This window comes from Neobacillus notoginsengisoli (genome assembly GCF_003515685.1).
GTDB lineage: Bacteria > Bacillota > Bacilli > Bacillales > Cytobacillaceae > Bacillus_D > Bacillus_D notoginsengisoli.
Genome location: NZ_QWEG01000009.1, coordinates 78,519 through 91,587, shown reverse-complemented (window position 1 = coordinate 91,587; position 13,069 = coordinate 78,519). Strand labels below are relative to the sequence as shown.

The 13,069-nt window shown below is 43.3% G+C and carries 11 protein-coding genes; 1 reads left to right on the top strand and 10 read right to left on the bottom strand.

Features of this window, described 5'->3' with window-relative positions; all coding sequences use genetic code 11:
* Position 1 precedes the first annotated feature (1 nt).
* From D1B31_RS14715 to D1B31_RS14685, 7 genes are all read right to left on the bottom strand, one after another.
* Positions 2–1,015, bottom strand: a complete 1,014-nt coding sequence (locus tag D1B31_RS14715; protein WP_204563026.1) for an ABC transporter permease — start codon at positions 1,013–1,015, stop codon at positions 2–4.
* Positions 1,016–1,033: 18 nt separating this feature from the next.
* Positions 1,034–2,029, bottom strand: coding sequence for an ABC transporter ATP-binding protein (locus D1B31_RS14710; protein ID WP_118921693.1), 996 nt, complete (start codon positions 2,027–2,029; stop codon positions 1,034–1,036).
* On the bottom strand, positions 1,983–3,002 hold the full coding sequence (locus D1B31_RS14705; RefSeq protein ID WP_118921691.1) for an ABC transporter ATP-binding protein: 1,020 nt from the start codon (positions 3,000–3,002) through the stop codon (positions 1,983–1,985). The genes D1B31_RS14710 and D1B31_RS14705 overlap by 47 nt, the downstream gene beginning before the upstream one ends.
* A 12-nt stretch (positions 3,003–3,014) precedes the next feature.
* A complete protein-coding gene (locus D1B31_RS14700; protein WP_118921689.1) occupies positions 3,015–3,671 on the bottom strand; it encodes a GntR family transcriptional regulator in 657 nt (218 codons plus the stop codon).
* Positions 3,658–4,707, bottom strand: a complete 1,050-nt coding sequence (locus D1B31_RS14695; RefSeq protein ID WP_118921687.1) for a ketopantoate reductase family protein — start codon at positions 4,705–4,707, stop codon at positions 3,658–3,660. The genes D1B31_RS14700 and D1B31_RS14695 overlap by 14 nt, the downstream gene beginning before the upstream one ends.
* A 10-nt stretch (positions 4,708–4,717) precedes the next feature.
* On the bottom strand, positions 4,718–5,536 hold the full coding sequence (locus tag D1B31_RS14690) for an SDR family NAD(P)-dependent oxidoreductase (protein WP_118921685.1): 819 nt from the start codon (positions 5,534–5,536) through the stop codon (positions 4,718–4,720).
* Between the two features lie 188 nt (positions 5,537–5,724).
* Positions 5,725–6,036, bottom strand: a complete 312-nt coding sequence (locus tag D1B31_RS14685; RefSeq protein WP_118921683.1) for a hypothetical protein — start codon at positions 6,034–6,036, stop codon at positions 5,725–5,727.
* A gap of 261 nt (positions 6,037–6,297) precedes the next feature.
* Between D1B31_RS14685 and D1B31_RS14680 the strand changes: the two genes are divergently transcribed.
* Positions 6,298–6,783 carry a GNAT family N-acetyltransferase gene (locus tag D1B31_RS14680; protein WP_118921681.1) on the top strand — a complete coding sequence of 162 codons (486 nt, stop codon included), beginning with the start codon at positions 6,298–6,300 and terminating at the stop codon, positions 6,781–6,783.
* Positions 6,784–6,849: 66 nt separating this feature from the next.
* On the opposite strand, the gene D1B31_RS14675 is transcribed toward D1B31_RS14680, so the two are convergent.
* The 3 genes from D1B31_RS14675 to D1B31_RS14665 form a co-directional block, all read right to left on the bottom strand.
* Positions 6,850–9,987 (bottom strand): AAA family ATPase, encoded by a 3,138-nt coding sequence (locus D1B31_RS14675; protein WP_118921679.1) that lies wholly within the window; start codon positions 9,985–9,987, stop codon positions 6,850–6,852.
* Positions 9,984–11,132: an exonuclease SbcCD subunit D gene (locus D1B31_RS14670; RefSeq protein ID WP_118921677.1), complete on the bottom strand. Its 1,149-nt coding sequence runs from the start codon at positions 11,130–11,132 to the stop codon at positions 9,984–9,986. The genes D1B31_RS14675 and D1B31_RS14670 overlap by 4 nt, the downstream gene beginning before the upstream one ends.
* 910 nt (positions 11,133–12,042) lie before the next feature.
* Positions 12,043–12,951 carry a nuclease-related domain-containing protein gene (locus D1B31_RS14665; protein WP_118921675.1) on the bottom strand — a complete coding sequence of 303 codons (909 nt, stop codon included), beginning with the start codon at positions 12,949–12,951 and terminating at the stop codon, positions 12,043–12,045.
* Positions 12,952–13,069 lie beyond the last annotated feature (118 nt).

Sequence of the window (13,069 nt, the reverse complement as noted above, 5' to 3'; positions counted from 1 at the left end):
TTTAGTCATAATTAAGTCTTGGGTCAATAACCTGGTACAGCAAATCAATGATTAAGTTAACAGTAATAAACAATACAGCAATCAAAAGTGTAACGGCCATTACAGCTGGAAAATCCAGATAAGTAATTGCTGTGACTGCATACTTCCCTAGACCCGGCCAAGAAAAGACCGATTCGACAAGGACACTTCCTCCCAGGGAATTCCCAAAGGTCATGCCAAGCAAGGTTAATATAGGCATCATGCCATTGCGGAGCGCATGTCCATAGAGGACTCTCTTTTCCGAACCGCCTTTTGCAAAAGCTGTTCTGATATAATCGCTCCTGAGAACTTCCAGCATTGAGGATCTCGTCATCCTGGTAATCATTCCGATTGTTACCGCTGCTTGAGTAATACCCGGAAGGATTAAATGGATGATGGCTGATTTGAAAACAACCCAGTTTCCGGTTAATAACGCATCAACCGTATACATCCCGGTAATTGTAGTTGGAGGGGAGAGGCCGTTATCCAGCCGCCCTGACCCTGGCAGCACTCCGAGTTTTAGATAGAAAAACAATAAAAGGATGATTCCAAGCCAAAACGCAGGCATTGCCACTCCCAATAATGCTATGATTCTAGAAATCTGATCCGCTATCTTATCCTTCTTACTGGCGCTCAACACTCCTATTGGGATGCCAATCAAAATCGTGATAAACATTGAAAATAAAGTAAGTTCAAGTGTTGCCGGAAAATATTGTTTCACATCTTTCATAACAGGTTGGTGGGTATAGTTGCTCGTTCCTAAGTCACCTTGAAGCAGTTTTTTCATGTAATTTCCGTACTGGACGTACATTGGATCATTCAAGCCCATTTTTTCGCGCAATTCCTCTACTACCTCTGCTTTTGCATAAGGCCCTGCGGCAAGCCTGGCCGGATCACCAGGAATGCTATTTGAAATAAAAAAGGTTAATAATGTAACTCCAAAGAGTATGGGTACCATTAACAACAGCCTTTTCAAGATATAGCGTAGCGCATCCACAATCCCGCCCCCTTTTTGTTAAGAGATAATTAACTCTTCTTTTTTGTTAAGTTCAGGCTGTACATGAATACACGCTGCCCAGTGGTCCATCGCTTTTTCCCGTAAACCGGGAGTTTCGACCTTACATTCCGGAGTTGCGATTGGGCACCTTGTATGAAAAGGGCAGCCGCTTGGCGGATTTACAGGACTAGGAAGATCCCCTTGGAGAATAATCCTCTCCCTTTTTTTAGTAGGATCAGGAATCGGAACTGCAGATAAGAGTGCTTTTGTATACGGATGCAAAGGGTTGACATAAAGTTCTTCAACGCTGGCAATTTCAACTATTTTTCCTAAATACATAACGGCAACGCGGTCAGAAATATGCTGGACAACTGAAAGGTCATGAGAAATAAAGATATAACTGAGATTCATTTCCTTTTGAAGATCGACCATTAAGTTCAATACTTGAGACTGTACAGAAACGTCAAGTGCAGAAACTGGCTCATCCGCAATAATTAACCTTGGATTTAAAGTTAATGCTCTCGCGATTCCAATTCTTTGTCTCTGGCCCCCTGAAAACTCATGGGGATAACGGTCCAACTGATCCTGCCGAATACCAATTTTATCTATTAGCCCTTTTATGATTTCCATCCTGGCCGCCCTATTTCCTATCCCATGTACGATAAGAGGGGTTTCCAGAATCGTCTTTACGGTGCTTCTTGGGTTAAGTGAGGCATAGGGATCTTGGAAAACTATTTGCATATCTCTGCGGAGGGCTTTCATCTCACCCCTGGGCAGATGGGTAATATCCCTGCCGTTAAAAAATATTTTTCCTGATGTTGGCTTTATTAATTGAAGAATGGATCGTCCCAAGCTGGACTTCCCGCAGCCGGATTCCCCTACAATCCCAAGTGTTTCGCCTTGCTCAAGAGAAAAACTGACTCCATCAACAGCTTTAACCGTTTTCTTTTCTCCGAGGAAGCCTTTTTTAATTGTGTAATGCTGCTTCAAGTCCCTTACTTCCAACATTGGCATCTGGAACCTCACCCTCCTTTCCCTCATATAACCAACAAGCTGCTGTATGTTCGTTTCCTACCTCAACCATTGGCGGGACCGCACCCCTGCATTTCTCCATAGCAGAAGGGCATCTTTCAAAAAAGCGGCAGCCATGAGGCATTTTATCCGGTGAAGGGACCATACCGGGAATGGAACCAAGTTTTTCTTTTTTAACGCCTAGTTTCGGTATGGATTCCAATAGCCCTTTTGTATAAGGGTGTTTGGGGTTGAGAAACAGTTCTTTTACTTCTGCTTGTTCGACAACCTTTCCGGCATACATGACGACTACACGATCACAGACTTCAGCTACAACGCCAAGATCATGGGTGATCATAATAATGCTCATTTCGTTTGAAACCTTCAGCCTATTCATTAAATCTAGAATTTGTGCCTGAACGGTTACATCCAGGGCTGTTGTCGGTTCATCACAGATAAGCAGGCTTGGATTGCAAGCCATAGAAATCGCAATCATCACCCTCTGTCTCATTCCGCCTGATAATTGATGCGGATATTCTGAAGCAATTTCTTTAGCTCTTGGCAGCCCTACTTCTGTTAACAAATGAATAACACGTTCTTTTCTCTGATCTTTCGTTAAGTCTGTATGAAGCAAAAGCGTTTCCTCAATTTGCCTGCCAACTGTCTGCAGAGGATTTAAGGATGTTAACGGATCCTGGAAAATCATCGCCATTTTATTTCCCCTGACTTTTTCCATCGTCCTCCTTGAATATTTCATGACATTTTCATTGTCCAGGGTTATTTCTCCGCTAAGCTTTGCTTTTTCAGGGAGCAGGCGCATAATGGATAGAGCTGTCATGCTTTTCCCGCAACCGGATTCTCCAACTATGCCAACTGTCTCACCTTTATTAACCTCAAATGAAACTTGGTCAAGGATTTTGACATATTTCCCATCCCTTTTTAATGATAGAGATACATCGGAAAGCTCTAGTAACATGTAAGCACCACCTTAAATAGTCAGTTGGCCCTGCGCGTCCTTCAATTCATTTAGAGTATGAATGTAATGTTCCGAGAATTCTTTTGCCACCCTAGCCCGGTCTGAAGATCGTAACGCATCGAGTAGTTTTTGATGATTTTCTACCACCTTTGTTGCTCTAACTGGTAGTTTATTTACTACTGTCAGAAACATGGCACCTACTTGTATATCGAGCTGCTCATGCATCCTGATCAGTCTTTGATGATGCGATGCCTTTACGATTACCTTGTGAAAATTTATATCGCAAATTGCTTCCTTTTCAAGATCGTCCGCAAAGAGAGATGTCCTAAATTCCTCCAAAAGCTTTTCCAACTGGGTGAACTCTGCGGGGGTAAGATTCATCATTGCGAGTTCCGCAGCCTTGGATTCCAGTAAAGCTCTTAACGAATAAATTTCATACGCGTCCTGAGCAGAAAGTGTTGTAACATGAGTTCCCTTGTTTGTTTCGTGTTTTATGAGACCTTCATTTTGAAGCAAATGCAATGCTTCCCTAATAGGCCCCCTCGAAATATTCAAGCTTTCAGCCAACTGGGCTTGGTTCACTTTATCTCCTGGTTTTAAGGTGCCATTCAAGATCATCTTGCGGATAATTTTTGCAACGTGGTCGGATAGGTTTTCATGATTTAACATATTTTTCGCCACTTTCGTACATTTGTTTTAATCTAGTTAAATTTTCCCACCCCATTTGAAGGGAACCTGTTTCAATCTGTTTTATGAGATTGACCAATAAGGAGGTGAGTGGCATTTCCAGGCCATGGTTCGCTCCAATTCTGAGAATCGGGACTAACTGGGCATCAATTTCTGTCTTCCGTTTTCTTATCGCAAGGTCTCTCCAAATGCCGCTTTTCGTTTTCTTATTCTCAGCCATTCTGGTTGCAAGCTTTTCTAACTGAGCAGCCAGTTCTTTTTCATTTTGTTTTTCCCTTGGATAAATGAGGGATGGCTCCCAGTCATCGAACCCGAGCGGGAACACCCCCTCTTTATTGCAGACTTCCAATATTTCCGCGCAAAGTTCAATAAGTGTCTCTCTAAATTCAAGCTGCCTCACCACTGTTGCCATCGTTTCGTCTACAAGCGCTGTTGCATACAATAAGCCCGCGTAAGACATTTTCCCCCAAAGGTATCCCCAGATATTTTCTGTAATTTCCGCCGGCCCCCAGCTAAGTAAAGCCTTCTGAAGTTCCTTGACCCTTCTGCTGATTGTTCCATCGAGCTCCCCAATATAGAGAGATGCGACCCCTCCATAAAGAATTTTTCCGGGAGCTAGATAATCTGCAGAAAAATTGACAAAGCAGCCAATTGTTTTTTCTCGTCCAATCAACGGGACTATCATCTTTTCACATAAGCCATTTTGAATAGATACTACATTGGTCTCTTTTTTGATAAAAGGAAGGAATGGTTCAAGTGCTTTTTCGGTATGTTGTGCTTTCACACATAAAAACACTGTTTCCAGTTCGGGGTTTGCACTTTCCAGCTGGTTTGGTGTCAACGCATTACACCTTACTGTAAAAATTTCGTCAGGCCCTTCTATCGTTAAACCACCATGATTCATTTCTTTTACATGCTCTTCATCGATATCAAAGAATGTTACTTTATATCCCGCTTTTATAAGATAGGCTCCCAGAACCCCCCCAATGGCTCCCGCACCGATGATCGTGAATTTCATTTAAATCCCCCTAGAATAGTTGTAGTCCACCATCAGCAGAAATTGTTTGCCCACTGACATAAGATGCAAAATCCGATGCGAAAAACAGGACTGGATGAGCGATATCCTCTGGCTTACCTATTCGATTTAATGCTATGGAGGATATTAAATTCTCCTGTTTCGCCTTGCCCATCGCCTCCCACTGCCTTTTGGTAGATGGGTTGGAAATGACAAAACCCGGCGCGACATTATTTACTGTAATTCCAAATGGCCCAAGTTCCTGCGCCATTTGGCGTGTAAACCCAATTTGCCCTGCTTTTGCGCTTGCATAGGCTTGAATCCCTGTTAAACTTGTACTTCGCCCGGCTCCACTAGAAATATTAATAATCCTTCCAAATCGATTTTCCTTCATATATGGGACAACCGCTTTGGTCATAAAAAACGCTGTCTCCAAATTTATTGAAAAAATTTTACTCCAATCTTCCGCACTGACATTTTCTATTGGTTTATGGACTTGGCCACATACACCGCCGGCATTATTAACGAGAACATCTATTTTTCCAAAATCATTTACAGTATTTTTTACTAGTTTATTGACTTCATCTTCCATTGTCAGGTCACTTTGATACGTATGAAAACTTGCTTGTAACTCATTCGTGTTTATGTATTGGTTGATTTCCTGTTTTACCTGTTTTAGTTCCTCTTCCAATATATCTGTTCCAACCACCGTTGCCCCGTGCTTGATAAATGATAAACATATACCTTTTCCAATACCGTGTGCTGAACCTGTTACTAACACCACTTTCTTTTCAAAAAGTGTTGAATGTAAATTGTCGACACTTTTAAACATTTGCTCCCCCCTATTCATTCTTTTTCCTCATCTGGATATTGTTTACTAATATATATGATAGGGAATATAAAGTAAAGGACTTTTCTAAAAATTATGTATACTTTATAAATTCTCTCTTTATTCCTTTTTTATCAATAACAAAAAACCGTATTCGGGTAATCCAAATACGGTTTATTTCTTTTATTCAATTATCCAATCTTGTTTTGCTTAAATGCCGGTTCACAATCTAAGCAGACGTCAACTCCATCAATTATGTGAATATCCTCGGGACTATAGCTAACCCCGCACTGGCTGCATTCTAACATTTTCTCCGTTAGCGGCATAAGATCTTCGGGCGATGGATCATTAATTTCAATTTGTTCAACCCAAATTCCTGTGGAATGCGGAAGCTTATTGACAAGGTAATCATTTGCAGACTCCTCGGTCTCCCAGACGCCTAGATCATACAAAAATTCGTTGCCGTTTCCCGTGTTTGTCATTAATCCATATACGATTTTCATACGAAAATCTCCTCTCATCATTAAGAAGCTAAATGTGACTCATGGTTTTCTTTATCCCACCTAAAGGTCCGATTAGTGAATTACAGTGAAACTTGCCGCTGTGCCCGGCTAACCATCAGTAAGGAAAGGCACCCTACTGATGGAAGATTCACTCTATACTTAGCCACATTTTCCGAACTTCAAACCAAGCCTATTCATTTGCAGGAAATGATATAGAGCTGTCGAATAGGTAGTTTATATATTTGCGAGGGGGAATAGTTGGTGCTGACGTTAATTAAAGTTGATAAAAACCAAGAGGAAACACTCCATCATTTAATGCAGTTTTATTTTTATGATTTCTCTGTGTTCAAACCGGAAATACGCCTTGAAACGGACGGCACTTATAAAAGGTTTCAACTTGATGAATATTGGGCCGATGAACATCATCATCCTTTTTTCATCCAGCTTGAAGATGAACTGATTGGTTTTGCCCTTGTGACAGCCGGTTTAGGCCAATCTTCAAATTCAATTGAAGAATTCCATATTATCCGGAAATATACTGGTCATGGTTATGGCAAAATAGCCGCCCAGCAGCTTTTTGCCATGTTCCAAGGAAAGTGGCGGATCACACAAATCCAGGCAAATGAACCGGCAAAAGCTTTTTGGAGAAAGACCATCCGTTCATATACTGGCGGAGATTATACCGAACATACAGATGATCACGGTCGTACAATCCAGGAATTCACAACAGTCGAGGTATCTTCCTGATAAAAACCCCACCGATAAGCCGGTGGGGTTTTAATTCTCGTGTCATGTTGAAAATTTCTTCTTGTTTTAAACTCCGACGACAAATTCGGCCTTGCTTCCAGCCTGGGTCGAGGTAACTTCCAACCGGGCATCAATCCGTTCCTTCAGTTCGGGAACGTGCGAGATAATTCCCACTAACCGGCCGGTGGATTGAATGTCGATCAACGCATCAATCGCCTGCTCAAGGGATTCCGGATCAAGTGTTCCGAAGCCTTCATCGATAAACATCGTTTCAAGGGAAACCCCGCCTGCATTTGCCTGGACGACATCAGCCAGGCCTAGTGCCAGTGACAGCGCCGCTTTGAAGCTTTCGCCGCCTGATAATGTTTTTACATGCCGCTCCTGGGCCGTGTATTGGTCGAAAACTAGCAGTTCAAGGCCGCTCTGGACATTCCCTTTTGACCTGTCTGTTTTCCTGCGCAGCTGGAAACGGCCCGAGGTCATTTTTGAAAGCCTGCGGTTCGCCTCCCGCAAAATATCGTCAAGGAAAGCAGCGAGTACATATCTTTCAAACGTGAGACGGTATGTGTTCTGCCCCCTTGCTATATCAGACAAGTGGCCGACGATTTGATAGCGCTCCTCCAGGCTTTTCATTTCCTTGTTCAACGCTTCGACACGCTGTTTGACATCTTGATTCTGGCTTTTCTTTAAATAAAGGTCCCTACTCTCTTTTTGGAGCAGGTCAATTTCAGCATCAATGGCTCCGAGCGCCTTGGATAGGCCATCGAGATCCGGACGAGCCTTTCCTTCTAGTATCCCGGAAAGTTCCGCTAGCCGTTCAGAGCAAACCCGCAGTTCCTCGTTATATTCCCTGACTTCCCGCTCGAGCTTTTCAATCTCACGTTCTGTCAGTCTTGCGTTTTCATATGCCGAATAACTGTCAAAGCCCTGTGTGTGCATTTGGGCCCGGAAGCTCTCCCTCTCGGCAGAGAGTTCCTGCTCTTTTCTAACAAAATTCTCTAGGGCGTCTTTCAGCCGGGCTGATTCGGCAGTCAATTTTTCTCCTGCCTCCTGGAAAGATTTTTGAGAAGTTTCGTATTCTCTGTCCAGCTTTTCCTTTCGGTCCATCGCTTCCTGTAACGCTTTTTCGTAGACAGGGACGGAGCGGAGACTTTCAGGAACCATTGCCGCCATTCTAGTCAGCTGGGTTTTAAATTCCGCCGCCTTTATGGCCAAATCCTCCGCGGAAGCGCGGCATTCCTGCACATCCTTTTGAATGGCGAGCTTGTTTAATTCCAGCTCGTTAAATTGTTTTTCAACGGATTCTGCATGGGCTAGTTTTCTTTCAATCCCAGCTTTTGCGGCAAGAACATGGTCTTTTTCAGCCGTAAGTTTTGCTGAGAACTTCTCTAGCCCTAACTCTGCGAAGGAAGGATGCATGTCTGTAAGCTCTCCTAGGGCTGTTTGCACATCCTCCGAGTATCTTTCTTTGAGGGATTTGCTTTCCAGGTAAGCGGATTCGGCTTTTCCTTTTTCCTGTTCCGCCTTGGCGGCCTGCTGCTTGGCAAGCTTTAGCAAGTTCTCATCAGGCACTTCTTCGCTGTGATTGTGGGCGGGTGCCGGATGATGTTCCGAACCGCAGACAGGACAAGGGTCCCCCAGGTTCAATTTTCCGGCAAGGATGGAAGCCTGCCCTTTTAGCCACTTTTCCTCAAGCACGTCAACTTCATTTTTCGCAGCAGCTAGGGCAACTTCTGCTTTTCTAAAAAACGCTTCCTTTTGTTCATTTTGCACATTGGCTTTTTCGGAACGGTCCATTAGCGTTTCGAGTCTTGTAAGCTTCCCAATGGTATTTTCGACAATCTCAAGGCTTCGTTCATTACCAACCTTATCGATTTTCGCCTGGTCAATTTCTACTTTTTGCAAAAGAAGATTCTTTTCCGTTTGCCCTGCTTGATCCAATTTCGCCTCGAGATGAACGGTCTTTTCCTTCATTTTAGTTAAGGAAGCTTCAGCTTGGTATAGGTTTTTCTGGACCTCCGCAAAGGAATAAACATCTTCCTTCATGTTCAAGAGCTTGTTTAAAAGATCGAGGGCTTTCTGCCGCTCGGGTTCCTTGGTTTTTTCGAGTTCAACTGCTTTTTCCTTTATCGTTTTCAGCTCGGTGAGCCGGGTTACGCTTTCCTGAAGTCGGTCCGCTGTGTTCTTCGCTGAATCTACCTCTTTCTTCAGCCTGTGGCAAAGCTCTTCTTGGGACGCCAAAAGGGCAGCCCTTCTGGCAAGGTGAATCTGCTTTTCTTTTGCAAGAAATAGCTCCTTCGCGTTAACGAGGTCTCGTTTCTTTGCTTCAAGCTCTTCTTTATCCTTTATTTGCTTGAGGATCGTTTCCGCGGCAAAGTATTCCTGCTTCAATTTATCCTGCTCACTGCGTTTTTCGGCAATTTTCACTGACAAACGATCAATTCCGGCAGCCATTGCCTGAATTTCCTCAGTAAGAAGCGGCAGAATCAAGGCGTCATTCGTACTGCCTGCTTCAACAAATACGATTAGTTCTTCATTGAACTCTGCCTGGATTCTTTTCAGGGCATCATTTCTCATCCCAATACGGTCCTCTACCCGTTTCTTCAGCTCCTGGGATTCGTTGCGAAGCTTTTCTTCGACAAGCTTATAAAGCTGGGTGTGAAAAAGCCGCTGGAGGATGACTTCCTTTTCCTTACTGTCCGAGGTAAGGAGTTTGCGGAATTCCCCTTGTGGGATCATCAGAATTTGCCTGAATTGGTTGCTGTCAATCAGCATGATTTCCTTGATTTTCTCATCTACTTCGGTAATTTTGGACGCAATTAGCTTGGATTCCCCGTCCTCGCCAACCGTATAAAGGAGTGCTGTGGCCGGCAAGACGCGAGTTCCATCTCCCCGCTCCTTTTTCCTTTCCTGTTGAGGAGTGCGGATGATTGTATATTTTTTGCCCCGGAGCGAGAAATCGAGTGAGACTTCGGTCAGGACATTGCTATCTGCAAATTGGCTCCTTAAATCTGTCCCAGTCCTGTCTTCTCCGCTCGCTTTTCCATAAATGGCATAACTGATCGCATCAAAAATCGTTGTTTTGCCGGAACCAGTCTTTCCTGAAATTACAAACATTGTTCGATTGCCTAGCTGGGAAAAATTGATCGTGTCCCTGCCCGCATACGGACCAAACGCCTGCATTGTCAATTTGATCGGCCTCATACCGGCATTTCCTCCTTAACCGCTGTTTCAATCACACTCGCCATCACCGATTTTTTTTCATCTGAAAACTCGAGTGTCGTCATTTCCTTGTAGAACTGCTCAAAGAGGTCCAGTTCTGATTTTCTTTCCCGCCTGTCACCAATTGAGAATGACTGCTTTGATTTTTGGTCCACCATGTCAATTTTCTTTTCAAGATGAAGAACATCCGGATATACCTGGCGAAGCTTCCCCATTGGGTCAATGATCGCCCCTTCATCAAGAAGGGTGATTTTAAGAAAATCATCGCATTTCTGTTTTTCATAATAAGCAGGGTCTAGCAGCTCCTCCAGATAACCTGAAAGCTCCCTCATATCTTTGGCTGGCAAAAGCGACCTTGAGCGATGGGTAAATCTTCCGTTGCTATCCATTTCAATAATCGAAACGGACTTTTTATGTTTTGCTTCTGAAAAAGAATATTTTAATAGTGACCCAGAATATTTAATCGTATCGTGGCGGATTGCCTCTGGGCTGTGGAGATGGCCGAGGGCGGTATAGGAAAACGGAGCGAACAGTTCTGCCCCTACCGAACCGGACGCGCCAACAGAAAGAAGCCGTTCCGAATCACACGTTTCCCCGCCTGTGACAAACGCATGCCCAACAAATACGTTCGGTTCATTCGGGTTTAATTCTTCCTCAATTTTACCGATGATGGCCTTCATTGCGTCATGATGGGTTTGAATTTTGTCGGTCTCAAGTATCTCTCTTACAACCCCCGGCTCGGCATAAGGGATTAAGTAAAAATTCACACCATTAATATGTACTGGTTTAAAGCTGTCTGTAAGCTTCCCAGATAAGTAGAATTGGCTGTGCTTGTACCAAGAACTGCCGAAAGAAAGGCGGTCGGCGCTGTCATGGTTTCCAGCAATCGAGATAATCGGCGTTTTACATTCTACATTTATTTTGAAAAGGATGTCATCAAGCAGGTTGACCGCATCGATAGGAGGTACTGACCGATCATATAAATCACCCGCAATAACGACCGCATCAGGCTTTTCTTCTTTAATCAAATCCACAAATTGCTCCAGTACCTCCCGTTGATAGGGAGTCTTGTATACCCCGTGCACCAGTTTTCCAAGATGCCAGTCAGCCGTATGGATAAATTTCACTTTCACTCCACCTCTTTCAGCGTATTTCACTGCTTTCATTATAAGATAATCCGGCTAGGTGCGGATTGAAACAAATTTATGAAAACTATTTTTTGCTGGAAAATTCTATTTCGTTCGAGTTAAGAATAGCAGTTACCCCATATTGTAACACAGGATTCCAACATTTTTTCTACTGGCAAAAGAGTTCTATGAAACTGGTTAAAACTTAGGCTTTCCTCGGATATATTGTTGCTGCCGGTTACTTGTTATGCTTTATTCGACTGCAAGGCCGCATTGAAACGATTTCCTGTCGCATTGAAGACCTCTTTGCGACTGCAAAACAGCTTTGGACTAAATTCATGTCGCATAACAATCCCTTATGCGACAGTAATACCACTCTGGAGCGAAATCATGTCGCATAATACCCCCTTATGCGACTTCAATACAACCCTCGACCAAGTTTGTGTCGCATAAAAACCCCCTATGCGACTTCACTACCGTTCTGGAGCGAAATCATGTCGCATAGAACCCCCTTATGCGACTTCAATACAACCCTCGACCAAGTTTGTGTCGCATAAAAACCCCCCATGCGACTTCACTACCGTTCTGAAGCGAAATCATGTCGCATAGAACCCCCTTATGCGACTTCAATAAAGCCCTCGACCAAGTTTGTGTCGCATAAAACCCCCCTATGCGACTTCAATACCGTTCTAGAGCCAAATCATGTCGCATAAAAACCCCCTATGCGACTTCACTACCATTCTGGAGCGAAATCCTGTCGCATAGAAAGCCTCTATGCGACTACAATAAAGCTATGGACCAAATTTGTGTCTCGTAAAAACTCCTTGCATAACATGCCTTCTGCCCATCTGCGATTCGAGCAAATTTCCTTTTGACGAATTGCCAAATTAGTAACTAAATTGGGTAAAAATCACTCGTAATAAGTATATTTTTTGCTTCCTATCACCCGAAACTTTTTCATCAAAATCCTTGAGATAGTCCGCCTGTTTAAATCAGTCTGACACCATTCCCTGATGTTCTGGTTTGTCATCTTTCTTTCTGGAAAAAGGAGTTTATACTCCTCCGCACTCCTTAAAATCGCTGACTCAACCTTTTCCTGATGGTCACAACTTCGGCAAATAAAATGGTGATTTTTTCGTTCAGTCAGGATTTCTCCGCATTTTTTGCAGAAAACACCTTTTTTCATCTGTTCATAATGATGCTCAGGGAGTTTCGTAAAACGACTGCGCTCCTGATCGGAGGTTAATAGGATTTGAGCCAGTTCCTTATGGCGGTTGTCTAATCTAGATGGTGTATTATTCAATCGCTCAATAAACTGGTCCAGTTTGGTTGGCAGGATAATCGGTAGGTCCATTGGGGCTTGATATAAGGTGAAATCGGGATTGATGAAGATAACGTAGGGTTCAACGAGGTGAACTAACTTGTGCTTTCTGAGGAATTGATTGAAGAGAACGGAACTCCTGTTTAATTGCTCGACTGGGTTTTTACAGATCATTCCGGTTGCCTTAGAATACAATTTTCCATCTTCCCAGTAGTATTCTCCTTTATAATTTTTTATATCGAGCTGGTAAATCACTCCCTCAGAAATAATGATCGAGTCAATCTGGGTATGGGAATTATTCGCTTCGAGGAACACGTCATTCAGGATGTACCTCTCTTCTTTCAGGTTAGCCGCAAGCTTATCAAAAACAACCTCACCCTCAAAGCCACTTTCCAAAATGGACAGATAATATTTATCACTTTCGGACAACTCCATACGCACATTCAAATTGCGCATCCCCATTAATTCGTTTGATTCGGATCGGGCTTTTAGCAGCATTCCGCCACTCCTTTCCATATGTTGTTAAAATCAACGTATAAGCTTATTTTAATCAACCCTTCATCCAATCCACTATAAAGATATGAATATTCCGTTAACTTTTTCCGTTCCATTAAGA

Bases quoted from the DNA above. Each gene is read 5' to 3' on its own strand.
- D1B31_RS14710 (WP_118921693.1), bottom strand. From the start codon at position 2,029: ATGCCAATGTTGGAAGTAAGGGACTTGAAGCAGCATTACACAATTAAA.
- D1B31_RS14705 (WP_118921691.1), bottom strand. From the start codon at position 3,002: ATGTTACTAGAGCTTTCCGATGTATCTCTATCATTAAAAAGGGATGGG.
- D1B31_RS14700 (WP_118921689.1), bottom strand. From the start codon at position 3,671: ATGTTAAATCATGAAAACCTATCCGACCACGTTGCAAAAATTATCCGC.
- D1B31_RS14695 (WP_118921687.1), bottom strand. From the start codon at position 4,707: ATGAAATTCACGATCATCGGTGCGGGAGCCATTGGGGGGGTTCTGGGA.
- D1B31_RS14690 (WP_118921685.1), bottom strand. From the start codon at position 5,536: ATGTTTAAAAGTGTCGACAATTTACATTCAACACTTTTTGAAAAGAAA.
- D1B31_RS14685 (WP_118921683.1), bottom strand. From the start codon at position 6,036: ATGAAAATCGTATATGGATTAATGACAAACACGGGAAACGGCAACGAA.
- D1B31_RS14675 (WP_118921679.1), bottom strand. From the start codon at position 9,987: ATGAGGCCGATCAAATTGACAATGCAGGCGTTTGGTCCGTATGCGGGC.
- D1B31_RS14665 (WP_118921675.1), bottom strand. From the start codon at position 12,951: ATGCTGCTAAAAGCCCGATCCGAATCAAACGAATTAATGGGGATGCGC.